Consider the following 22,938-nt stretch of genomic DNA (forward strand, 5'->3'; position numbering starts at 1 on the left):
TTGATTAACGTTTTGAGAATTGTGATGCTTTACGAGCTTTCTTAAGACCTGGTTTCTTACGTTCAACTTTACGTGAGTCACGTGTAAGAAGTCCTGCGCGTTTCAATGAATCGCGGAAGTCTGGGTCTACTTGAAGAAGGGCACGAGCGATACCGTGACGGATAGCTCCTGATTGACCTGCATATCCACCACCTACAACGTTAACGAAAACGTCGTATGAACCTACAGTTGAAGTAACTGCGAATGGTTGGTTGATTACAAGACGAAGGTCAGCGTGTGGGATGTACTCTTCAACATCTTTTTTGTTAACAGTGATTTTACCAGTTCCTGGAACAAGGCGAACGCGTGCAACAGCGTTTTTACGACGTCCAGTACCTGCATATTGTGCTTGTGACATACTTTATTGTTCCTTTCCTTAGATAAGTCCTGAAATGTCAAGAACTTCTGGTTGTTGTGCAGCGTGAGTGTGCTCAGCTCCAACAAATACTTTCAACTTCATACCTTGAGCGCGTCCAAGAGTATTGTGTGGAAGCATACCTTTAACTGATTTCTCGATCAAACGTACTGCATTTTTAGAACGAAGTTCACCTGCAGAGATTTGTTTCAATCCACCTGGGTGGTTTGAGTGAGTGTAGTAGATTTTATCAGTTGCTTTTTTACCAGTCAATTTAACTTTTTCAGCATTGATAACAATCACAAAGTCACCTGTATCAGTGTGTGGTGTAAATGTTGGTTTGTTTTTTCCGCGAAGTACGCTAGCAACTACTGCAGAAAGACGTCCAAGTGGTACATCAGTTGCGTCAACTACGTACCATTTACGTTCAACTTGGCCTGGTTTAGCCATAAATGTTGTTTTGTTCATGATTTCTCCTATATATAGTTCGATTTTTGTTTACGGTGATGGGTGTTCCTTCCCATCGAAAAGTATTTGGAAGGTTCCGGGGCCTTTCAAATGGGGTAAACAATACCGCCTACTATAATACCAAATTTCACCCCTAAAAGTCAATAGATATGAAAAATATTTTTCTGAATTCCACTCTTTTTGTCTCTCAAAAACCTCGCTTTCGCGAGGCTCTTCTATTTATAAGATAAGGCACGTTTAAAGGTTTTCCAAGGACCTAAATCATCTGTCTGCAGAACGAGACTAGCATACATACGCCCAATAAAGACTGTTGCAATTACTGCAAAAGCAATCGTAATAGCAAGCGAAATCCAAGCTTCTAGGCCATTTGCATAACCATTAATAGCTCTAAATGGCATGAAGAAAGTCGAAATAAAGGGAATATAAGACCCAATTTTCAAAATCAAATTGTCTCCTGCAGCGCCCAAGGCTGTTACACCCATAAAGCCTGCTATAATCAAGATCATCAATGGCGACAAGGCTTTTCCTGCATCCTCAGGGCGAGAAACCATAGATCCTAGGAAGGCTGCTAAAACAACGTACATAAAGAGGCTAACCAAGACAAACAATAAGGTGTTGAGCGAGAAAGCCTCTCCTATATGGTTTAAAATACCAGATTGTGCCAAGATTGGTAGGTCCTTAAAGAGAAGAATGGCAGCAAGTCCACCCACGATGTAAATGCCAATATGGGTCAAAATCACAAGAAACAGAGCCAGCATGCGAGCGTAGAAATAATGACTAGCTCGGATACTAGAGAAGACCACCTCCATAATTTTGGTTCCTTTCTCGCTAGCCACTTCCTGAGCAGTGACACTAGCATAGGTAATCAAAATCATATAAAGGAAGAAACCAAGCCCTGCGGCCGCAAAGGTTTGAATCATTTTTTTATTTTCCTTGGATTCATCAATTTTCTCCGTAAAGTTAACTGTTTGTTCCAAGCGTTTTTCCTGTTCTTGTGACAAATTGGCTGCCGAACGATTGAGTTGATCTTGAAGCTCATTTAACTTGCTCGTTACTCCTAGCTTAATAGCAATCTCAAGGGAAGTTTCACCGTGATAAACTGCCTTCAAGACACTATCCTCTTGGTCAATGGTCAGATAGCCTTTTAATTTTTCATCCTTGATAGCAGCTTGGGCACTGGCTTCATCCTGATAATCAAAATTGAGACCATTGGTAGATTTAAGACTGTCTGTCACAGCTGGAACAGTGCTGACTACTGCTATCTTGCCACTCTGAGCCATAGAAGATCCTTGGAGATAGCCAATTCCTACAGATAAGGCTAAAAAGAGGAACGGCGAAATCACCATAAAGAAGAAACTCCACGATTTGACATGTCGAAGATAGGTTTCCTTCATTACAACCCACATATTTCTCATACTTCCACCCCTGATTCTAGTTTAAAGATTTCATCAATTGTTGGCGCTTGCTGGTCAAAGGTTGCGATGTATTGCCCCTGAGTCAAGATTGGGAAGAGTTCCCTTCCAGCGCTCTCATCCTCTAAGATCAATTTCCAACTGCCTTGTTTGGTCAAACTTACCTGCTTGACATGAGGAAGATTTTCCAATTCTTCCTTGCTTCGTTCACTTGAAACAAAGAGACGCGTTTTCCCGTATTGATTGCGGACATCCTGAACTGGTCCATGCAAGACCACACGGCCATCTCGAATCATGAGAATATCGTCACAAAGCTCCTCGACGTTGGTCATGACATGGTCAGAAAAGATAATGGTTGCCCCACGTTCTTTTTCCTGAAAAATGACTTGCTTGAGCAATTCTGTATTGACCGGGTCCAATCCACTGAAAGGCTCATCCAAGATAATCAAGTCTGGCTCATGAATCAGAGTAATAATGAGCTGAATCTTCTGCTGATTTCCTTTTGACAGACTCTTGATTTTATCAGTCAGCTTCCCTTTCACTTCCAACCTCTTCATCCATTGAGGGAGTTTTTCCTTGATCTCCTTGGCATCCATACCTTTTAGAGTCGCCAAGTAACGAACTTGTTCAAGGACTGTCAATTTAGGCATGAGGCTGCGTTCTTCAGGCAGATAGCCAATCCGAGCGTAGGTCTCTTGTCGAATATCCTGATTATCCAGACTAATTTCTCCTTGGTATTCTAAAAACTTCAAAATACTGTGGAAAATCGTTGTCTTCCCAGCACCGTTTTTCCCGACTAATCCCAAAATACGACCTGGTCGCGCTTGAAAGTCAATACCAAACAAAACTTGCTTGGGTCCAAAACTTTTCTCTAGACTTCTTACTTCTAGCATCTTTCACCTCCGAAATGTCTTGCACTCATTATACTCCTTTTTGATAGCCTTTACAATGATTTCTGTCCATTTTTATCATCCTCATTTTAGTAAAAAATCTTAGGGTACTTTGAGCTATGAGTACATTATACACTGGTAAACTCCAATTTATCTTCTCTGTTCCTCAACTGTCTATTTTTGATCCTGAATTGTTATTTGAAAAGCAAAAATCCACCCCAAAGGATGGATTGATACTTTAACGCACTTCTGCATTGACTTTTTCTTCGAGCGATGCTTGGATTTTTTCCATATAGCGTGCGACTTCTTCGTCCGTTAAGCTATCTTCTGGATTTTGGAAAGTCAAGCTATAAGCCATTGACTTCATACCAAGTCCCAATTTTTCGCCTGAGAAGACGTCAAAGAGTTTGATATCTGTCAAACGTTTTACGCCTGCAGCTTGGATAGCGTCCACAACCTCTTGGTGAGTCACTTCTGCCTTGAGAAGGAGGGCAACGTCACGGCTAACTGCTGGGAATTTCGTGATTTCCACAAATGGAGCAGCTGGTTGAAGGGCAGCTTCGATGGCTGAAAGGTTGAGCTCAGCTACATACGTTTCTGGAATATCGTAAGCCTTAGCAGTGACTGGATGCACTTGCCCAAGGAAACCAAGAACTTGGTCACCGAGTGAAATCATAGCTGTACGTCCTGGGTGGAGGCTAGCGATTTCAGATGTTGCCGTATAGGTTACTTGGAGTCCCAAACGAGCAAAGAGGGCCTCAAGGATTCCCTTAGCATAGAAGAAATCAACTGGAACTGCTACTGTTTGGAAATCTTTTTCAGCAACCAAGCCTGTCAAGGCAAAGGCAAAGCTGTTGATCTCATTTGGAAGTTCTTCTTTTGGATTGCCTGTTTGTTCAAAGACTTTTCCAATCTCGTAAAGGGCCAAGTTTTTATTCTTACGAGCCACGTTGTAAGCCACCGTATCAAGGATACCAGAAATCATATTTTGACGGAGGACAGAACGGTCCACTGTCATTGGCCACATGAGTTCAGTAAGGTTGCTTGGTTGAGCCGTAAACTCAACAGCTTTTTCAGGAGTTGTCAGAGCGTAGGTAATGATTTCGGTCAAACCTGCTCCTTCAGCAATCGTACGAACTTGACGGCGGAGTTTTTGTGTAGCAGTCAATTCACCAGCTGTCCCATCGTCTTTTGGAAGGCTGGTTGGCAAGCGGTCATATCCATAGATACGAGCGATTTCTTCAAAGAGGTCTGCCTCGATAGTGATATCCCAGCGACGGCGTGGGACGCTGACTGTAAAACTGTCTGCATTTCCAGAAAGACCAAAGCCAAGACGACGGAAGACGTCTTCTACATCCGCGTAAGAAAGTTCTGTACCAAGGACACGGTTAACATCAGCAAGAGTTGAAGAAACTTCCACATCAGAGGTATCAAGCTCACCCGCTGACACGATTCCCTTACGCACCGTCGCACCTGCAAGTTCTGCAATCATGCTAGCTGCCGCATCAAGGGCTTCGTTAACAGTTGCCACATTGATACCTTTTTCAAAGCGAGAAGATGACTCAGAACGAAGGTTAAGACGACCGCTGGTCTTACGGATTGATTTTCCGTTGAAGACTGCAGCTTCAAGGACGACACATCTAGATTTCTCAGAGATTTCTGTTGCTTGACCGCCCATGACACCTGCAAGGGCTACTGGCTTGTCTGCGACAGTGATAACTAAGTCATTCACGTCCAAGTCGCGTTCTTCACCATCTAAAGTCACCAATTTTTCACCAGCACGCGCTTCACGTACACGGATGTCACTCCCTTCAAAGGTATCCAAGTCAAAGGCGTGCATTGGTTGACCAAAGTAGAGAAGGATGTAGTTGGTCACGTCCACTACGTTATTGATTGGACGGATTCCTTCATTCATGAGAAGGTTTTGCAACCATTGTGGACTTGGTGCGATAGTCACATTGTCCAATATACGAGCTGCATAGTAAGGCGCCTTGTCTGTCTCAATGCCCACAGAAAGAGCATCTGCTGCAGCTTGGTCAGTTTCTGAAAGAGTAAATTCTTTAAAGTTGACTGCCTTGTCATAGATAGCTGCCACTTCGTGAGCCACTCCACGCATAGAAAGGGCATCTGCACGGTTTGGTGTGATAGAAAGTTCGATGATTTCATCATCCAAGTCTAGGTATGAGAAGACTTCCTCACCTGGAACGGCATTTTCTGGCAATATTTGAATGCCATCTGCAAATTCCTTTGGTACAACAGAATCAGAAATCCCTAGTTCACCAAGTGAACAAATCATACCAAGTGACTCCAGACCGCGGATTTTCCCTTTTTTGATCTTGTAATTGTCAGCGATGCGAGCTCCTGGAAGAGCCACCATGACCTTGATACCAGCACGCACATTTGGGGCACCACAAACGATTTGACGGGCTTCTTCTTCGCCAACGTTAACCCGACAAACATGAAGGTGAGTTTCTGGCACATCTTCGCAAGACAAGACCTCACCGACGACAATTTTTGAGAGACCAGCAGCAGGTGATTCCACACCTTCTACCTCGATCCCTGTAGTTGACATTTTTTCAGCCAACTCTTGTGATGGCACATCAATGTCCACCAATTCTTTTAACCATTTATAAGATACAAGCATAATTTAGTTCTCCAGAATGACCGTTGTCACTCTAGTTCTTTTCCTTTCCTATCATTTCAATAGAAGAATCCTCTTCTTACCTTAATTTCTTTCTCAGTAACCAATCCGTATCTACTTTTTGACCAACCATAAAATGATGTTGGCTAAATTTTTCAAAACCATATCGATTATAAAACGCTTGAGCTTTTGTATTATGCTCCCAAACACCTAGCCAAGCCCAAGAAAAACTATTTTTTGTAGCAAGTTCCAGAGCGAATTCAAACAGTTGCTTACCGAGTCCAAATCCTTGGAATTTTTGTAGCACATAGAGACGTTGAATTTCAAAAGCACCCTCTAATTCTCTCTCAGTCTGAGCACTTCCCCAGTTGACTTTGAGAAAACCAGCTATCTCCTCTTCATGCATAATGAAATAGGTTTCGGATTCTGGATTTTCCAACTCAGTTGACAAAACTCTCAGACTATAAGCCTCTTCAAAGTATTCCTGTAACTGCTCTTCCGTATTATCATGAGCAAATGTTTCACGAAAGGTTTGTTTGGCAATTTTGGATAACACCCCAATATCTGCCTTTTCTACTTTTCTGATCATTATTTAAACTGTTCTGAGAAGCGGACATCTCCTTGGTAGAATCCACGGATATCGTTGATTCCGTAACGGAGCATGGCTACACGCTCTTGTCCAAGACCAAAGGCAAAGCCAGAGTAAACAGTCGCATCGATACCACTCATTTCAAGGACACGTGGGTGAACCATACCGGCACCCATAATTTCGATCCAACCAGTTTTCTTACATACGTTACAGCCTTCTCCACCACACTTGAAGCAAGAAACATCCACCTCAACAGATGGCTCTGTGAATGGGAAGTAAGATGGACGCAGACGGATCTGACGCTCTTCACCGAACATTTTTTGGACAATCAACTGAAGGGTTCCTTGAAGATCAGCCATAGAGATATTTTTCCCAACAACCAAGCCTTCGATTTGGTGAAACTGGTGACTATGGGTCGCATCATCCGTATCACGACGGAAGACACGCCCTGGCGAGATCATTTTCAAAGGACCTTTAGAGAAATCATGGGCATCCATAGCACGCGCCTGAACTGGAGACGTGTGGGTACGGAGCAAGATTTCTTCAGTGATATAGAAAGTATCCTGCATATCGCGAGCTGGGTGGTCTTTGGGAAGGTTCATACGCTCAAAGTTATAGTAGTCTTGCTCCACTTCAAAACCATCCACGACTTGGTAACCCATACCGATGAAGATATCTTCGATTTCTTCACTGGTTTGTGTGAGGACGTGGCGGTGACCAGTCGCAACTGGACGACCTGGAAGGGTCACATCGATACTCTCACTTGCTAATTGAGCTGCAACTTTCTTTTCTTCCAAAAGCTTAGCAGTTTCTTCAAAAGCTGCTGTCAAGACATCACGCGCTTCATTGACATGTTTCCCGATAATCGGACGCATCTCAGCAGAGACATCTTTCATCCCTTTGAGGATTTCAGTGAGCGATCCCTTTTTACCAAGGACAGAGACACGCAAATCTTGCATCTCTTTTTTATTTTCAGCAGTAATCTGCTTCAAGCTAGCCAGCGTTTCTTCACGAAGCGCTTTTAATTGTTCTTCAATAGTTGACATAATTCCTCCATCAGTCGCTTATCAGATAAAAAGAAAACCACATGCCAAAAACTCCACTCGGAGCGTTGACACGCGGTACCATCCGTTTTCATCTGACAAGTCAGACCTTCATTTCTAAATCCATGCGCAAGTGAATTCACCCAGCTTTCATATAGAGAGCTTGCAGTCACGGCTCTCCTCCCTGTCATACTTCCCTTGAGTTACTAGTCTTGCAGATTTCTATTCAATTACTACATAGTTTATCAGATTTTGAGTTAAAAAACAAGTTAGATTAGATTAATTTCAATATAAAACTCATTCCTTTTTCTGTTGCTCCATTTTCCACAAATCCAAGCGACTTGAAACACCTCCTAGAAGCATGATTGTAGGTGTAGATTTCCTTGACTCTCAATTCTTTCCATCCTTTTACTCGAGCCAATTCAATCAAAGTACTTAGAATCTTTTTTCCAAGTCCTCGATGTTGGTAATCGGAATTCCCAATCACAATGGGGAGATTATCCTGAGATAGTGTAACATCCCCAATTGGAAACCATTCACCCTTCTCCTTGACTTCAATCCAAAAAAGCTCACCATGCTGATCCAAATAGGAATACATAGCTTCCAAAGTTGCTTGACTATAAGGTCTCTTCACACCATCTACGAGGTGAACCAAGTTCACATCCTGATACCAAGCAAAAGCTTCTTCACAATGATTGACCTTATAATAAGGAACAAGACGCAGTGCATTATCTATTTGTAAAATCCGTTTCATCTGCTTTCCTTTTCAACAAAAGAGTTGCTGCTTGATTAAAACCATCACACCAGTTATACCATTTTGCTTCATACTCATCTTGAGCTAAGATATGATTTTTTAAGTCCAGAACAGAGTAGATTTTTCTTTCTTTGCAGGCTTGCGCATAGAGATGATATAGTTCATCACCACCATCTCTATCCCACTCAGCAGAAATCGTATCTCGACCTGCCAATAAAGCCTGATAAGCCCTGTGATGTCCATCTGTAATCAACAAGCAATTTCCAAATGCAAGAATACTAATTGGATCAACATTGTTTAGTTCTACCGACTGATAAAGCATCTGAATATCTTGTAACTTCTCTTCTGATAAGTATAGTTGAGTCGGATGAAGATCTACTATATTGACTTTTATATTGACTTTCATTTCTTTCTCCTCAAGGGAATTCGATACTCACTTCTGTTTGCCTTTAAATCGCCATTGGAAGCGGAGCTTGTCATAGAAGGGAAACTCTATAAACAGGACTCCCAAACCCACACAGAGACTGGCAAAGACGTCTGATGGATAGTGAACTCCCAGATAGACCCTTGATACCAACACACTGACTAAGTAAAGGCCAAGGACGATTTGTACGATTTTTCTCCAGACTGGATTTCTCATCCGTTGACTGAGAATGACAATCAGAGAACCGACCATCAAGGTTACAGCCAGAGAATGGCCACTTGGAAAGGAAAATCCCTTCTCCTCAACCAAGTGTAAAATAGCTGGTCGTGGGCGCTGGTAGATATTTTTAAAGGTCACGATTAAAAGACCTGCCAAAGCCAGATTTCCCAGCATGAAGAAACTTTCTATCTTCCATCTTTTACGATAAAAGACAAAGGCTGCGATGGCAACCCAGGTGATAATCACTGGGATATCAATCAGGCGTGTAATGGCTCGGAAGAGAGTAGTCAAATAATCTGGCAAGTCTCCTCGAACGGCTGTCTGTATCGGTTGGTCAAAACCGACCAGCGTTTCAGGGTAAAATTTGACCATGTAGCCAAGAATAACGAAAAGTAAAAGGGCAAAACTGCCCTTCATTAAAAATATTTGTTTATCTTTCATAGTGTTTTAAGGTTGGTTTCAAAAGGACGTACAACAACCAGAATGAAACGGAAAAGATTACACCCTCAATCAAGTTAAAAGGTAATACCATGGTCATTAGGTAGTTGGAAAGTCCCAAAATTTTTCCAATATCAAAGTTAGCAAACTTAGCGTACAAAGGAACAGCATAAACATAGTTGAGAACCAACATAGCCACGGTTAAACCAATAGTTCCAGCTAGAGAGCCTAGTAGGAAACGAAGGGTTGTCCGTTCCTTTTTCCAAATCAAAGCAAATACGATGACAAAAACTCCTAAAGCTACGATATTCATTGGCAAGCCAATGTAAGTATTCACTCCCTGGCTGTTAAGAAGCAATTTCAATAGTGAGCGAAGCAAGAGAATTCCTAGAGCAGCAGGCAAATCCATGACCACCAGACCCACAAGGACTGGCAAGATACTAAATTCGATCTTGAGGAAGGACGCCGCTGGCAAAAGCGGAAAGTCAAAGTACATCAGCACAAATGAGATGGCTGATAGAATCGCAATGGTCGAAAGTCGACGTGTGTTTGTCATAACAGGTTCCTCCAATTTTCTATAAAATCAGAAGAAGTTAGAAAGGATTCCCCTATCTATTCTCACTTTTTATACCCCAAAAGTTCCCTCGCACTCTATTGAGCAAACGGTTACAATTTAGCTATAAATCTATCAGAACAGACAAAGCTATTCTTTCGTCTTCTCCCATCCAGACTATACTGTCGGTTGTGGAATCTCACCACATCAGCTTGCGCTCGCGGACTTATTTAACTAAGATATTTTAGATTTATCTAGGCGTCGCAGTCGAAGATAATACTTAAAGTATATCGAGACAAGACAACGACGAGAAAGCTAAAATAGATCGTCAAATTTACCGCCGGTCGGGAATTTCACCCTGCCCTGAAGACTCTTTTATCATAACAAAAAACGCTTGCAAGCGCAAGCATTTTGTTCATTTCATTTTCATTTTTTATTTCAATTTATCCACTTCATAGGTATGAACAAGCTCAAGACCTGCAAAGTTCTGCTGGCGGAGAGCCTCATAGACAATCATGCAGACGGTATTAGACACATTGAGACTGCGGACATGTTCATCATTCATAGGAATACGGAGAGCTTTCTCAGGATGTTCTCGCATAAAGTCCTCAGGCAAGCCCTTGTCTTCACGTCCAAATAGAAAATAATGGTCTTCGTTAATCGATAAATCCACATCAGAATACACTTTCTCAGCAAATTTAGAAATCAGATAAAGTTTGCCCTTCATCTGAGACATGAAATCCTCCAAACTCTCGTAAAAATAAATTTCTAGCTTATCCCAATAATCCAATCCAGCTCGCTTCATCTTGCGGTCGTCAATAGGAAAGCCCATTGGCTTGATGATGTGGAGGGGAGAATTGGTCGCAGCGCAAGTACGCGCGATATTGCCTGTATTTTGTGGAATTTGTGGTTCAAATAATACAATGTGATTTGTCATGACTTGCTTCCTTTCACCATTGCAAAAAAATAGCCACACTGCCCGGAGTCAAGCTCAGCAAACAGCGTGGTTAAGGCATCGTTAACTTACCTCACAACAGGTTTGAAGTAAATCAGCGAAACTACTTTCTTAGTATAACACTTTCAGAATCATTGTCAATAGAAACGACTTGATTTTTTCAATTTTTTCAAGCTATTTCTTGGGGTTTCTAGGAGAAAATTCTTAAATATCTGCAAAAATTGCTTACTCTTTTATACCTATCTGTGGACTGGGAATGATGATATTATGACCTCGTTATTTCAAATACTGCTGTATGAAGCCACTCATTATGAATTTGTAAGTCATTTTCTATAACCCTACTAAAGATGAAGCCATTTTTTAAAAGCACCCTCTGAGAGGCTAGATTACCTGTTGCCGTTCCTGCAATGATTCTATTGAAACCATAAGTCGTGAAGGCTTTTTCTAAAACGAGTTTAACCGCTTCGCTGGCATAACCTAAATTGCTAACATTTTCCCCAATCCTATACCCAAGCTCTGCTGTTTTTCGATTATTCTCTAAAACACTCAAATTGATTCTTCCGACCATAACTCCTTGTGCATCTCTAATAAGATGCATGTAGACATCATGATTCTCTTGTTCCCTTAACAATTCCCTCGTAATTTCTTTAAAAACTTCTGACTCAAAATAGTTAGCTGGTCTAGGAGATAAATTTCGTTCAAAATACTCTCGATTTTCTTTTTCAAAAGAATAGACGTCTAAACTATTTTCTTCAGACAACAGCTCTAAACTGATCATTACAAATCCTCTCCCATCATTATCTACATTCAAATTTTCTCATGTTTACACAAAGTGAAATTAACACGATTTAAATTAAGTACTTTTACTATTTTATATCGTCTCTACATTATGACACTGAACTTAGTTGAAAATGATTATATTTGAATAACTTTGATTTTGTAGTGTAAATTCTACTATAAAATATACAAACTAATTCATGTTTTGTCAAAAAGTTTCAAGTATACAATTATTAACTTTATTTCTCATACAATCTATCAATAAAAAGTTATAGAATAATTTCTCTTTACTTCTCTAATGAAAACTTTGACAATACTATTTCCAAGGGTTATAAAATCGTCCGTGATTCTGCAAGATAAGTAGTAAACTAGCTACTAAAAACAAGGCTGCCAAGAGCAAAGTAAGATAGTCTCCTTTTTTCAAGGCCTGATAACTATACCAAGTGCGTTTTTTCTCTTTCCCAAAGCGTCGAAGCTCCATGGCAGTCGCGATGGTATCAATGCGTTCTAGCGAGCTGAAAATCAAGGGAGTAATAATGCGCAGATTGCCTTTAATTCGTTGCATGAGAGAAGCTTTCTTAGATAATTCCATCCCACGCGCTTCCTGAGACATCTTGATGGTAAAGAATTCTTCCTGCAAATCTGGAATATAGCGCAAGGTCAGACTGACAGAATAGGCAATCTTATAAGGCACACCGATTTGATTTAAACTGGAAGCAAACTGACTAGGGTGGGTTGTCATCAAAAAGATAATAGCCAGAGGAATGGTGCAAAGGTACTTAATGGCCAAATTTAGCAGATAAAAGAGCTCCTGACTGGTCAGAGTGTAGGCACCGATTCCCTGCCAAATCACACTTCTCTCTCCGTAAAGTCCAACCCCATACTCGGGAGAAAAGAGATAGACCATCAAGACGTTTAAAATCGCAAATACCGTCGCAAAAGCGGCCACAAAGGAGACATCTTTAAAGCGGATTTCTGACAAATAGAGGAGAAAGACCGAAAAGATGGCAATCAGAACAAGCAGTCTGGTATCATAGCTAATCATGGCCGCCAATGACACGAGAATGAAAAAGAGGAGTTTAACAGCGCCTGACAAGCGATGAATCACAGTATCTCTATGCTGGTAACCGATTAATTTAGCTTGCATCCTTCTCTCCTTTCTTTGTAAAATGCCGTTAAAGCAAGTGGATCCACATCTAGTTTTTTAGCCAAGTTGAAGATTGAAGTTTCTTTTAGATTGGCTTTTACTAACAGCTCAGGATTGCTCAAAAGACTGGCTGGATCAATATCGGCAATCAATTCCCCATCCACCATGACAAGGGCCCGGTCTGAATAATCCAGCATCAATTGCATATCATGGGTAATCATGACAATAGTATGACCTTTTTGATGCAGTTCTTCAAGAAATTCCATAATCTCAGTATAGTTCTTCTGGTCTTGACCTGCAGTTGGTTCATCTAAGAGGATAATTTCAGCCCCCAAGACCAAAATTGAAGCAATAGTGACACGTTTTTTCTGTCCAAACGACAGGGCAGAAATGGGCCAATTACGGAATTCATAGAGACCACAGATTTTCAAGGTTTCATAGACTCTCGTTTCAATTTCCTGCTCGTCCACACCTCGCAAACGAAGTCCCAGAGCCACCTCATCAAAAATCATATTGGTTGAAATCATTTGATTAGGATTTTGCAGCACATAGCCTACTCGTTCCGCCCGCTCTGCAACAGAATCTCCTTTGATATCCTGTCCTTCCCAAAGATAGCGGCCTTCCGTCTGGATAAAGCTACTTAAGGCCTTGGCTAGGGTTGATTTCCCAGCTCCATTTTTTCCGACAATGGCAATCTTTTCACCCTTTTTAATATCCAGATGAAGAGATTTTAAAATCGGTCTATCGTCATAAGAAAAAGACAGATCCTCTAGTCTAAAGAGTGACTGCAAATCTGGCGTCTCTTTTGCCAGTTCATTCTGCAACTGAACCTGGCCTTTTGAGATAGACAAGTTGTCCAAATTTGCTAATTGTTCTTCCTTGACTAAATCCACACCCAATTGACGGAGAGTGGTTAGATAAAGCGGTTCTCGAATTCCATTTTGTGTCAATAAATCAGTCGCCAGTAACTGGTCAGGACTCCCATTAAAGAGGATACGACCATCGTTTATCAGGACAATCCGATCCACAGGTCGATGCAAAACATCCTCCAAACGGTGCTCGATAATAAGAGTCGTCGTTCCTTCTTCCTTATGAATCTGGTCAATCAATTCGATAATATCCTGACCTGACTTGGGATCCAGATTGGCGAGTGGCTCATCAAACAAAAGAATCGGACTCTCATCAATCAAGACACCAGCTAGACTGACCCGCTGCTTTTGCCCACCAGATAAATCCTGAGGACGCTGATTCAGTAAAGGAAGAAGGTCCAGCTTTTCAGCCCATTTATGAACACGACTTTTCATCTCTTCTAAACTTGTTACATCATTTTCTAGAGCAAAAGCCAAATCTTCTGCCACAGACAGACCGATAAACTGCCCATCAGTATCCTGCAAAACTGTACTGACCAGATGAGACTTATCATAGATACTCATATCAAAGGCCGCTTGCCCCTTGATCAAAAATTCTCCAGATGTCTGACCCTTGTAAATATTTGGAATAATCCCATTCAAACATTGACCCAAGGTCGACTTACCTGACCCAGATGGCCCAACAATTAAGACTTTCTCTCCCTTGTAAATGGTTAAGTCTACTCCTTGCAAGGTCGGTTCTTGTTGCGTTTCATACTGGAAAGAGAAATTCTTCCACTCAATTATAGCTTCTTTCATCTTACTCTCTTCATTCGCTTCTTAGACTTCTATTTTATCATAAATCAAGCCCTTCTTGCAGACTCTTCTCTTAAAAACTTAGCACCAACAAGATTCCTAGCCTAAATTGCCTACCCGACTAGCCTATAAACAGCAAAAAGACTGGTTCCCCAGCCTTTTCCCTTATATTAATCCTTTTTCAAACTTCCTGAACGAGTCTGTGTACGTGAATAAGCTAGCAAGAGAAGGGTACCTGCGATAGCTACAGTTACAGCATTTGCAATTCCCGCAACAATCCCTTGGGCAAATACTTTTTCTGCTGCTTCTTGATAAATCACAACATCTCCAAGTGGTGCCAAGACACCCCAAACAAGAGCATTTGCAACAATCTGAATGAGGTTAAAGAAGACAATATCCTTCAACTCAAAAACACCCTGTGTTACTCGAATGTATTTTCTAAAGAGTCCGACGACTAGACCAAAGAGACCACTAGCAATAATCCAAGTCCACCACAGACCGTAGCCAGCAAGAGAGTCCTTCACTGCATGCCCAATTAAACCAACAAGTAGTCCCACTAGAGGGCCAAAAATGATAGATAAGAGGCTCTGTACCGCATACTGAAGCTGGATGCTTGTATTTGGAACGGGTGTCGGAATGCTGATCATCCCGATGACAACAAAGAGCGCAGCTCCAACACCGATAGCAACAACTTGTTTAATTGATTGATTTTTCATCTATATTCTCCTATTTTATGATTCTATTTTCTTTATTTCAATGGTCCAAGATGAACCGACACCCACATTATAGGCCTTGGCAAAGGAACCTTGGTTAATTGCCAGACCTAAACGATAGAGAGAGTTGATGTAAAGGATTGGTTGCCCAATTCTCACATCTGCAAATGATTTGCCATAAACAACCTGATTTTGATAAACCAGCATATCAGCGTGATAGATAGTCACTTCAAAACGATCACCGAATGCTGGTTCCAGCTTGTAAAATTCTTCTCGCGTGATAGAGGTCCAAAGCGAACCAAAACGCACATCCAGAATATCAATAGCTCCCTTCACCAGATGATCTTCTATGATAGTCTCTACGACTGGAAGCTCTACAATCTGATCCACACTAAGCTCTGGCCCCACTTCCTCGAAAGTAATGTGACCACTGGCCAGTTTAGCACCAGTATAGGCATAGACATCACGACCGTGAAATGTATAAGAATGCTCTGTATTTTGACGTCTATTGGCCACTTCAGAAATCTCACGAATAGCTACAATGCCAACGTGTTTCTTGATAAAAGAAAGCGTTCCATTGTCTGGCGTGACAATGTATTGATTTTTTGCAGTCTTGGCAACCACACTCTTACGTTTCGAGCCGACACCTGGATCGACAACCGATACAAAAGTCGTTCCCTCAGGCCAGTAATCCACCGTCTGAAAGAGACGGTAACTCCCCTCAAAAATATTATAAGGCGTGATATCGTGCGTCAAGTGATGAATTTTTAAGGTTGGAGATTCTTCTAAAGCCACTCCAATCATAGCCGATACCGCACCATCAACCAGACCAAAGTCTGATTGTAATACTAGTAAATTATTATTCATTTTATCTCCTTGTATATCCTTTATCATACCATATTTCAGAGAAAGTCGCTAATAGCTATTTTAATTGGTTAGGGTATAGTTTTACCTTATAGCAAATTTCCTACTAAAAACCCTAGTTATTAGCTAGTAGGTGCATTTTTTCTTGAAAAAAGGTATGATAGTTACATCATGAAAAAGTAGGTTTTATTATGAAAATTATCCTTGTCGGAGGGGGAAAAGTTGGTTTTGCCCTCTGTCGCTCCTTGGTTGCAGAAAAGCACGATGTTTTGCTGATTGAGCAAGACGAAGCCGTCCTCAATCATATTGTCAATCGCTTTGATATCATAGGTATCCTTGGTAACGGGGCTGATTTTACCATCCTTGAGCAAGCCAGTGTCCAAGATTGTGATATCTTTATCGCCCTGACTGAGTACGATGAAGTAAACATGATTGCAGCCGTTCTAGCCAAAAAAATGGGAGCTAAAGAAACCATCGTTCGGGTGCGCAATCCTGAATATTCTAACTCTTATTTCAAAGAAAAGAATATTCTCGGTTTTTCTCTTATCGTTAACCCTGAACTCTTAGCTGCCCGCGCTATCGCCAATATCATTGACTTCCCCAACGCCCTATCTGTCGAACGCTTTGCTGGTGGACGCGTTAGCCTGATGGAATTTGTCGTCAAATCAACTAGCAGTCTTTGCCAAATGCCCATTTCTGATTTTCGGAAAAAATTTGGCAATGTCATTGTCTGCGCTATAGAAAGGGATCATCAAATTATCATCCCAAGTGGTGATATGACCATACAGGATAAAGATAGAATCTTTGTCACTGGTAACCGTGTTGATATGATGCTCTTCCATAATTATTTCAAATCTCGTGCTGTGAAGAGCCTTCTCATCGTTGGAGCAGGTAGAATTGCCTATTATCTACTAGGTATCCTCAAAGACAGTCGTATTGATACAAAAGTCATCGAGATTAATCCTGAAAGGGCACGTTTCTTTAGTGAGAAATTCCCTAATCTGTATATTGTCCAAGGAGATGGTACCGCAAAAGATATCTTACTAGAAGAAAGTGCTCAAAACTATGATGCAGTAGCAACCCTAACAGGAGTTGACGAAGAGAATATTATTACTTCTATGTTCCTGGATAGTGTCGGGGTGCAAAAAAATATTAGCAAGGTTAACAGAACTAGTCTCCTTGAAATTATTCATGCGCCTGATTTCTCAAGCATTATCACTCCGAAAATCATCGCTGTAGATACAATCATGCACTTTATTCGTGGTCGTGTTAATGCTCAGTATTCAGACCTTCAAGCCATGCACCATCTAGCCAATGGCCAAATCGAAACCCTGCAATTCCATATCAAGGAAGCCAATAAAATGACTGCCAAACCTCTTTCTCAACTAAAATTGAAAAAAGGAGTTCTTATTGCAGCCATCATTCGAAAAGGCAAAACGATTTTCCCTACTGGAGAGGATATGCTTGAAGTCGGTGACAAACTTCTAGTAACGACCTTACTGCCGAATATCACTAAGATTTATGACTTAATCGCGAGGTAAGAGATGAATAAAAGTATGATTCGTTACCTCCTTTCAAAGTTACTTCTGATTGAAGCTGTTCTTCTTTTGGTTCCTGTGGCTGTTGCTATCTATTACCATGAATCTAGCCAAGTTTTTACAGCCCTCTTTTCAACAATAGGGATTCTCGTATTACTAGGCGGTTCAGGGAGTTTGCAAAAACCAAAAAATCAACGGATTTATGCCAAGGAGGGAATCTTGATTGTGGCCCTCTGTTGGATCCTATGGTCTTTCTTTGGCGGTCTCCCCTTTGTCTTTTCTGGGCAAATTCCCAGCGTTATCGATGCCTTTTTTGAGATTAGTTCTGGCTTTACAACTACTGGAGCAACTATTCTGAACGATGTTTCGGTCCTCAGCCGTTCCCTCCTCTTCTGGCGAAGTTTTACCCACTTGATCGGAGGAATGGGAGTGCTTGTTTTTGCACTTGCTATTATGGACAATGCCAAGAATAGCCACCTAGAAGTGATGAAGGCTGAGGTTCCTGGCCCTGTTTTTGGTAAGGTTGTATCCAAACTAAAAAATACTGCCCAGATTCTCTATCTCCTTTATCTAGCTCTCTTCTCCCTCTTTGTCATTATCTATTATCTAGCTGGCATGCCCCTATTTGATAGTTTTGTCATCGCTATGGGGACAGCAGGTACAGGAGGTTTTACCGTCTATAACGATGGAATTGCTCACTATGGCAGCTCACTAATTACCTATCTGGTTAGTATCGGAGTTCTGGTTTTTGGGGTAAATTTCAACCTCTACTACTACCTCATGCTCCGTCGCGTCAAAGCCTTCTTAGGAGATGAAGAACTTCGGGCTTACTTGGTCATCGTACTGGTTTCTACAGGCTTGATTAGTCTTAATACCCTCTATCTCTATCCAGGATTTTCTAAGAGCTTTGAAATGGCCTTCTTCCAGGTTTCCAATATCATTACGACGACTGGTTTTGGTTACGGAGATATTACCAACTGGCCCCTCTTCTCCCAGTTTATCCTCCTCTTCCTTATGGGAATCGGTGGCTCTGCTGGTTCAACCGCAGGTGGACTCAAGGTTATTCGAGGCCTCATCCTTTCAAAAATTGCCAAAAACCAGATTTTGTCAATCCTATCCCCCCACCGTGTTTTGACCCTCCATGTTAATAAAACAGTGATTGATAAGGATACCCAGCATAAGATTCTCAAGTACTTTGTCATCTATGCTATGATTTTGCTAGCACTTATCTTTATTGTCAGCCTAGATAGCAATGATTTTCTAGTTGTGACCAGCGCTGTCTTCAGCTGTTTCAATAATATCGGGCCTATTCTAGGAACAACTTCTAGCTTCTCAATCTTTAGTCCTATCTCAAAAATTCTCCTCTCCTTTGCAATGATTGCAGGACGTTTGGAGATTTATCCAATCCTACTTCTCTTTATGAAGAGGACTTGGTCTAAGAGATAAAATACAACCACACATTGTAAACTTACAAAGTGTGGTATTTTTATACTCTTCGAAAATCTCTTCAAACCACGTCAGCTCTATCTGCAACCTCAAAACAGTGTTTTTTGAGCAACCTGCGGCTAGCTTCCTAGTTTGCTCTTTGATTTTTATTGAGTATCAAATACCTCCCGCAACTCAACAAGTATCTTTGAATCCCGGTCAGATATTTCAGTGCCTGACTTAAGGAATTTAATAATCCAAAAAACAACCCTCAGTCGACTGACCGAGGGTTACTTATTTCATTATTAAAGAACTTGATTAGCTCAATGCATCCAAGGCATCATCCATTGAAAGAACTTCGTGGAAGACACGTTGTGTCAATTCAGTTTTTTGTTCTGGAGTGAGGTATTTAGTGTTTACACAGTATCCAGAGATACGTACGATAACGTCTTCACCAGACATGATCTTTTCGTAAACATCGTTCAAGTCCATAACGTTCAAGTTAACGTGTTGTCCACCGTTTTCGAAGTAACCATCAAGGATTGTTACTAAGTTATCAACTTGTTCGTCACGAGTCTTACCAAGAGCACGAGGTGAAACTTGAGTTGTCAATGAGATACCGTCAGCTGCATAACTAAAGTCAAGGCTAGAAAGTGAGTTCAAGTTTTGCAACCATCCACCTTTAGCTTTGTTAGATGGGTTAGCACCTGGTGAGAAGAATTCAAGTTTAGACAAGTTCACAGAACCATCTTCGTTGAGGTATACACCTTTGTGAACTGGTGAGTTACCAGTTTGTTTAGAGTAAGCAACGTTAGATGTGATAGTCAAAAGTGAAACTGTAGCTTCTGCGTTTTTGTAAAGTTTGTGGCTACGTAGACGAGTTGTGTAAGCTTCGATCAACCATTCTGCCAATTCGTTTGAACGTGGGTCATCTTCACCCCAACGTGGGTATTCACCGATTGTTTCGTAATCGTAGATGTAGCCATTTTCGTCACGGATTGGTTTAACTGTAGCGTATTTGATAGCTGACAATGTATCAACAGTGTTAGCAAATCCACAGATACCGAATCCCATGTTCGCACGTTGTTTAGTTGGCAAGAAGGCCATTTGAACAGCTTCGTAGTTGTACTTATCAGTCATGTAGTGGATGATGTTCAAAGCATCTACGTAAGTGTCAGTCAACCAGTCAAGAGATTTTTCAAAGTTAGCTTTAACTGATTCGAATTCAAGAACTTCGTCACGGATTGGTTCGATGTCAAATACTTTGTAGTCTTTGTGTACATCGTCGTAACCACCGTTCAAACCAGTAAGAAGGGCTTTCAATACGTTTACACGCGCACCGAAGTACTGGATGTTGTGGCGTTGTTCTTCATTTTCTGGGTCAAGTGGAGACACACAGCATGAGATACAGCTCATTTCACCATATCCGTCTTTAGCCATTGTTGTTACACCTTCATATTGGATTGAAGAGTGTTTGTGGCTCATGTGCATACAGTAGCGACGGAAGTTGTATGGCAATTTATCAGTCCAAAGAACTGTCAAGTTTGGTTCAGGAGAGTTACCGATATTGTCAAGAGTGTTCAAGAAACGGTAGTCCATCTTAGTAACACGGTGACGACCATCGTTACCCATACCAGCCATAGAAGTTGTGATGAATGTTGGATCACCTGAGTACAATTGGTCATAAGCTTTAGTACGAGCAAATTTAACTGTACGAAGTTTCATAACGAAATCATCAACGAATTCTTGGATTTCTGATTCAGTAAATGTACCACGAGCAAGGTCACGTTCTGCAAAGATGTCCAATACGATTGGTACACGTCCTAGAGATGTAGCAGCACCGTTGATCACACGGCAAACAGACATGAAGGCGATGTTAACCCATTGGATAGCTTCTTTAACGTTCATCGCTGGTTTGCGAACGTCAACTCCGTATAGGTCACCCAAGCGAACAACTTGTTGCAATGCTTGGTATTGAAGGTTGATTTCTTCACGAAGACGGATTGTTTCTTCATCGATTTCTTCGATTGCATTCCAGTCGTTTACTTTTTCTTGCATCAAGTAGTCTGCACCGTAAAGAGCAAGACGTGCATAAACACCGATGATACGTCCGCGTGAGTATGCATCTGGAAGACCAGTTACAGTGTGAGCGTGACGAGCGCGACGAATGTTTGAAGTGTAGGCACGGAAGATACCGTCGTTAACTGTTGTTACGTATTTAGTAAAGATTTCGTGAACAGCTGGATCTGGTTCGTATCCATTTTCTTTCAAAGTAGTTTCAGCCATACGGATACCACCTTTTGGCATGAAGTTCAATTTGAAGAGTTCATCATTTTGGATACCAAAGATCACTTCATTTTCTTTGTCGATAAATCCAGCTGGGATATCAGCGATAGATGTTGGACGAGTGTCCATTGGGAAACGAGTTTCTTCGTAGTGAGCCTTAGTTTCTTCTACAATTTTTTTGATGTGAAGTGAACGTTCTGTTGGCCCTGCAAGGAAGCTTTCATCTCCATCGTAAGGTGTGTAGTTAGCTTGTACGAAGCGTGATACACTTGCTTTTTCTTTCCAATCTACGCCTTTGAAGCCTTCCCAAGCTTTGTCAAAAATATCTTGTGCTTCAACAACTGTTTTAACAACCATGTTAATGTCCTCTGTTTTCTTTCTAGTAACAGTCATCTGTTACATTTGTGAAACCAGTATACCACACAGTAACCGATTTCAACAAGTGGAAAAGCCCAGTTTTTACACTTTCTTTTCTAAAACAGTCTATATTTCATTCTAAACTGTATTATATTTTTGAAAAAATAAAGTCCTTTTTTCTTTTTTTCAGAAAAAAGGGTATAATAAAAGAAAATAAGCAATAAAAAGGTGCTAGGCATGTTGATTTTCCCTTTGTTAAATGATTTGTCAAGAAAAATCATCCATATTGACATGGATGCCTTTTTTGCTGCGGTAGAAATCAGAGATAATCCTAAACTCAGAGGAAAACCTGTCATTATCGGAAGCGACCCTCGGCAAACAGGTGGACGGGGAGTCGTTGCTACCTGTAGCTATGAGGCACGAGCTTTTGGTGTCCATTCTGCCATGAGTTCCAAGGAAGCCTATGAGCGTTGTCCCCAGGCCGTCTTCATCGCAGGAAATTATGAGAAATATAAGTCTGTGGGCCTCCAGATTCGAGCTATTTTTAAGCGCTATACAGATTTAATAGAACCTATGAGCATTGATGAAGCTTATTTAGACGTGACAGAAAATAAACTCGGTATCAAGTCAGCTGTCAAAATCGCTCGCCTCATTCAAGAGGATATCTGGCAGGAACTTCATCTAACTGCTTCTGCCGGTGTTTCCTACAACAAATTCTTAGCTAAAATGGCGAGCGATTATCAAAAACCACATGGTCTGACAGTGATTCTACCTGATCAGGCTGAGGATTTTCTCAAACAAATGGATATTTCCAAGTTTCATGGAGTAGGAAAAAAGACAGTAGAACGTCTTCATCAAATGGGGGTTTTTACTGGCGCTGACCTACTTGAAGTTCCTGAAGTGACTCTAATAGACCGTTTTGGCAGACTGGGCTATGACCTTTATCGAAAGGCTCGTGGCATTCACAACTCCCCCGTCAAATCTAATCGCATTCGTAAATCAATCGGCAAAGAGAAAACCTATGGAAAGATTCTCCGTGCCGAGGAAGACATCAAAAAAGAGCTGACTCTCCTATCAGAACGAGTCGCTCTCAATCTCAATAAACAAGAGAAAACTGGAAAAATTGTCATTCTGAAAATCCGCTACGAGGACTTTTCAACTCTGACTAAACGAAAAAGTCTGGATCAAAAAACGCAGGATGCTAGTCAGATAAGCCAACTAGCCCTGCAACTCTATGAAGAGTTGGACGAGAAAGAAAAAGGCGTCCGCCTGCTGGGGATTACCGTAACTGGATTTTAAAGCTCAATGAAAATCAAAGAGCAAACTAGAAAGCTAGCCGCAGGCTGCTCAAAACACTGTTTTGAGGTTGCAGATAGAGCTGATGCAG

At 41.3% G+C, this 22,938-nt stretch carries 21 protein-coding genes and 1 riboswitch; of the genes, 3 read left to right on the plus strand and 18 right to left on the minus strand.

Going from position 1 to position 22,938, the window contains the following annotated elements; translation table 11 throughout:
* Nucleotides 1-4: 4 nt before the first annotated feature.
* From rpsI to ADG81_RS00085, 17 genes are all read right to left on the minus strand, one after another.
* Nucleotides 5-397, minus strand: coding sequence for a 30S ribosomal protein S9 (rpsI, locus tag ADG81_RS00005; RefSeq protein WP_000075973.1), 393 nt, complete (start codon nucleotides 395-397; stop codon nucleotides 5-7).
* A gap of 18 nt (nucleotides 398-415) precedes the next feature.
* Complete coding sequence (rplM, locus tag ADG81_RS00010) at nucleotides 416-862, minus strand: 50S ribosomal protein L13 (RefSeq protein WP_001044624.1); 447 nt, start codon at nucleotides 860-862, stop codon at nucleotides 416-418.
* Nucleotides 863-1,077: 215 nt separating this feature from the next.
* Nucleotides 1,078-2,277 carry an ABC transporter permease gene (locus ADG81_RS00015; RefSeq protein ID WP_049550540.1) on the minus strand — a complete coding sequence of 400 codons (1,200 nt, stop codon included), beginning with the start codon at nucleotides 2,275-2,277 and terminating at the stop codon, nucleotides 1,078-1,080.
* A complete protein-coding gene (locus tag ADG81_RS00020; RefSeq protein ID WP_000895284.1) occupies nucleotides 2,274-3,167 on the minus strand; it encodes an ABC transporter ATP-binding protein in 894 nt (297 codons plus the stop codon). The genes ADG81_RS00015 and ADG81_RS00020 overlap by 4 nt, the downstream gene beginning before the upstream one ends.
* A gap of 235 nt (nucleotides 3,168-3,402) precedes the next feature.
* On the minus strand, nucleotides 3,403-5,808 hold the full coding sequence (gene pheT / locus ADG81_RS00025; protein ID WP_049550541.1) for a phenylalanine--tRNA ligase subunit beta: 2,406 nt from the start codon (nucleotides 5,806-5,808) through the stop codon (nucleotides 3,403-3,405).
* A 76-nt stretch (nucleotides 5,809-5,884) separates the two neighbouring features.
* A complete protein-coding gene (locus tag ADG81_RS00030) occupies nucleotides 5,885-6,394 on the minus strand; it encodes a GNAT family N-acetyltransferase (RefSeq protein ID WP_049550542.1) in 510 nt (169 codons plus the stop codon).
* Nucleotides 6,394-7,440: a phenylalanine--tRNA ligase subunit alpha gene (pheS, locus tag ADG81_RS00035; RefSeq protein ID WP_031237702.1), complete on the minus strand. Its 1,047-nt coding sequence runs from the start codon at nucleotides 7,438-7,440 to the stop codon at nucleotides 6,394-6,396. Before pheS ends, ADG81_RS00030 begins: the two co-directional genes overlap by 1 nt.
* Before the next feature lie 271 nt (nucleotides 7,441-7,711).
* Nucleotides 7,712-8,161, minus strand: a complete 450-nt coding sequence (locus tag ADG81_RS00040; protein WP_161800585.1) for a GNAT family N-acetyltransferase — start codon at nucleotides 8,159-8,161, stop codon at nucleotides 7,712-7,714.
* A gap of 4 nt (nucleotides 8,162-8,165) precedes the next feature.
* Nucleotides 8,166-8,585: a chromosome partitioning protein ParB gene (locus ADG81_RS00045; RefSeq protein WP_049550575.1), complete on the minus strand. Its 420-nt coding sequence runs from the start codon at nucleotides 8,583-8,585 to the stop codon at nucleotides 8,166-8,168.
* 39 nt (nucleotides 8,586-8,624) lie between these two features.
* Nucleotides 8,625-9,275, minus strand: coding sequence for a phosphatase PAP2 family protein (locus ADG81_RS00050; RefSeq protein ID WP_033682745.1), 651 nt, complete (start codon nucleotides 9,273-9,275; stop codon nucleotides 8,625-8,627).
* Nucleotides 9,265-9,828, minus strand: coding sequence for an ECF transporter S component (locus tag ADG81_RS00055; protein ID WP_000185823.1), 564 nt, complete (start codon nucleotides 9,826-9,828; stop codon nucleotides 9,265-9,267). The genes ADG81_RS00050 and ADG81_RS00055 overlap by 11 nt, the downstream gene beginning before the upstream one ends.
* A 153-nt stretch (nucleotides 9,829-9,981) precedes the next feature.
* A riboswitch (FMN riboswitch) is annotated at nucleotides 9,982-10,200 on the minus strand.
* Nucleotides 10,201-10,258: 58 nt separating this feature from the next.
* Nucleotides 10,259-10,762 (minus strand): tRNA (cytidine(34)-2'-O)-methyltransferase, encoded by a 504-nt coding sequence (locus ADG81_RS00060; RefSeq protein ID WP_049550544.1) that lies wholly within the window; start codon nucleotides 10,760-10,762, stop codon nucleotides 10,259-10,261.
* 283 nt (nucleotides 10,763-11,045) lie between these two features.
* The gene (locus ADG81_RS00065) at nucleotides 11,046-11,558 is read right to left on the minus strand and encodes a GNAT family N-acetyltransferase (RefSeq protein WP_049542533.1); all 513 of its coding nucleotides are present in this window, start codon (nucleotides 11,556-11,558) and stop codon (nucleotides 11,046-11,048) included.
* A gap of 315 nt (nucleotides 11,559-11,873) precedes the next feature.
* Nucleotides 11,874-12,704, minus strand: a complete 831-nt coding sequence (locus ADG81_RS00070; RefSeq protein WP_049550545.1) for an energy-coupling factor transporter transmembrane component T family protein — start codon at nucleotides 12,702-12,704, stop codon at nucleotides 11,874-11,876.
* A complete protein-coding gene (locus ADG81_RS00075) occupies nucleotides 12,689-14,371 on the minus strand; it encodes an ABC transporter ATP-binding protein (RefSeq protein ID WP_049550546.1) in 1,683 nt (560 codons plus the stop codon). Before ADG81_RS00075 ends, ADG81_RS00070 begins: the two co-directional genes overlap by 16 nt.
* A gap of 167 nt (nucleotides 14,372-14,538) precedes the next feature.
* Nucleotides 14,539-15,084: an ECF-type riboflavin transporter substrate-binding protein gene (locus ADG81_RS00080; protein WP_000795929.1), complete on the minus strand. Its 546-nt coding sequence runs from the start codon at nucleotides 15,082-15,084 to the stop codon at nucleotides 14,539-14,541.
* Between the two features lie 15 nt (nucleotides 15,085-15,099).
* Complete coding sequence (locus ADG81_RS00085) at nucleotides 15,100-15,948, minus strand: SAM hydrolase/SAM-dependent halogenase family protein (RefSeq protein WP_045605043.1); 849 nt, start codon at nucleotides 15,946-15,948, stop codon at nucleotides 15,100-15,102.
* Between the two features lie 188 nt (nucleotides 15,949-16,136).
* Here ADG81_RS00085 and trkA point away from each other — a divergent pair, with 188 nt between their 5' ends.
* Together trkA and ADG81_RS00095 are read left to right on the plus strand one after the other, a co-directional pair.
* Nucleotides 16,137-17,486 (plus strand): Trk system potassium transporter TrkA, encoded by a 1,350-nt coding sequence (gene trkA, locus ADG81_RS00090; RefSeq protein WP_049550547.1) that lies wholly within the window; start codon nucleotides 16,137-16,139, stop codon nucleotides 17,484-17,486.
* A 3-nt stretch (nucleotides 17,487-17,489) separates the two neighbouring features.
* A complete protein-coding gene (locus ADG81_RS00095) occupies nucleotides 17,490-18,929 on the plus strand; it encodes a TrkH family potassium uptake protein (RefSeq protein WP_049550548.1) in 1,440 nt (479 codons plus the stop codon).
* Nucleotides 18,930-19,226: 297 nt separating this feature from the next.
* Here the strand turns inward: ADG81_RS00095 and pflB are convergent, their stop codons facing one another.
* Nucleotides 19,227-21,551: a formate C-acetyltransferase gene (gene pflB, locus ADG81_RS00100; RefSeq protein ID WP_049550549.1), complete on the minus strand. Its 2,325-nt coding sequence runs from the start codon at nucleotides 21,549-21,551 to the stop codon at nucleotides 19,227-19,229.
* A gap of 237 nt (nucleotides 21,552-21,788) precedes the next feature.
* Between pflB and dinB the strand changes: the two genes are divergently transcribed.
* Complete coding sequence (gene dinB, locus ADG81_RS00105; RefSeq protein WP_049550550.1) at nucleotides 21,789-22,850, plus strand: DNA polymerase IV; 1,062 nt, start codon at nucleotides 21,789-21,791, stop codon at nucleotides 22,848-22,850.
* The last annotated feature ends 88 nt before the right edge of the window (nucleotides 22,851-22,938 follow it).

Source organism: Streptococcus pseudopneumoniae, assembly GCF_001070815.1.
Lineage (GTDB): Bacteria > Bacillota > Bacilli > Lactobacillales > Streptococcaceae > Streptococcus > Streptococcus pseudopneumoniae_P.

What these genes read in the sequence shown, in the direction of transcription:
- pheT (WP_049550541.1), bottom strand. Translation starts at nt 5,808, where the DNA reads ATGCTTGTATCTTATAAATGGTTAAAAGAATTGGTGGACATTGATGTG.
- pheS (WP_031237702.1), bottom strand. Translation starts at nt 7,440, where the DNA reads ATGTCAACTATTGAAGAACAATTAAAAGCGCTTCGTGAAGAAACGCTG.
- ADG81_RS00060 (WP_049550544.1), bottom strand. Translation starts at nt 10,762, where the DNA reads ATGACAAATCACATTGTATTATTTGAACCACAAATTCCACAAAATACA.
- ADG81_RS00030 (WP_049550542.1), bottom strand. Translation starts at nt 6,394, where the DNA reads ATGATCAGAAAAGTAGAAAAGGCAGATATTGGGGTGTTATCCAAAATT.
- ADG81_RS00070 (WP_049550545.1), bottom strand. Translation starts at nt 12,704, where the DNA reads ATGCAAGCTAAATTAATCGGTTACCAGCATAGAGATACTGTGATTCAT.
- trkA (WP_049550547.1), top strand. Translation starts at nt 16,137, where the DNA reads ATGAAAATTATCCTTGTCGGAGGGGGAAAAGTTGGTTTTGCCCTCTGT.
- ADG81_RS00050 (WP_033682745.1), bottom strand. Translation starts at nt 9,275, where the DNA reads ATGAAAGATAAACAAATATTTTTAATGAAGGGCAGTTTTGCCCTTTTA.
- ADG81_RS00065 (WP_049542533.1), bottom strand. Translation starts at nt 11,558, where the DNA reads ATGATCAGTTTAGAGCTGTTGTCTGAAGAAAATAGTTTAGACGTCTAT.
- ADG81_RS00055 (WP_000185823.1), bottom strand. Translation starts at nt 9,828, where the DNA reads ATGACAAACACACGTCGACTTTCGACCATTGCGATTCTATCAGCCATC.
- rplM (WP_001044624.1), bottom strand. Translation starts at nt 862, where the DNA reads ATGAACAAAACAACATTTATGGCTAAACCAGGCCAAGTTGAACGTAAA.
- pflB (WP_049550549.1), bottom strand. Translation starts at nt 21,551, where the DNA reads ATGGTTGTTAAAACAGTTGTTGAAGCACAAGATATTTTTGACAAAGCT.
- ADG81_RS00075 (WP_049550546.1), bottom strand. Translation starts at nt 14,371, where the DNA reads ATGAAAGAAGCTATAATTGAGTGGAAGAATTTCTCTTTCCAGTATGAA.
- ADG81_RS00095 (WP_049550548.1), top strand. Translation starts at nt 17,490, where the DNA reads ATGAATAAAAGTATGATTCGTTACCTCCTTTCAAAGTTACTTCTGATT.
- ADG81_RS00020 (WP_000895284.1), bottom strand. Translation starts at nt 3,167, where the DNA reads ATGCTAGAAGTAAGAAGTCTAGAGAAAAGTTTTGGACCCAAGCAAGTT.
- rpsI (WP_000075973.1), bottom strand. Translation starts at nt 397, where the DNA reads ATGTCACAAGCACAATATGCAGGTACTGGACGTCGTAAAAACGCTGTT.
- dinB (WP_049550550.1), top strand. Translation starts at nt 21,789, where the DNA reads ATGTTGATTTTCCCTTTGTTAAATGATTTGTCAAGAAAAATCATCCAT.
- ADG81_RS00080 (WP_000795929.1), bottom strand. Translation starts at nt 15,084, where the DNA reads ATGAAAAATCAATCAATTAAACAAGTTGTTGCTATCGGTGTTGGAGCT.
- ADG81_RS00015 (WP_049550540.1), bottom strand. Translation starts at nt 2,277, where the DNA reads ATGAGAAATATGTGGGTTGTAATGAAGGAAACCTATCTTCGACATGTC.
- ADG81_RS00085 (WP_045605043.1), bottom strand. Translation starts at nt 15,948, where the DNA reads ATGAATAATAATTTACTAGTATTACAATCAGACTTTGGTCTGGTTGAT.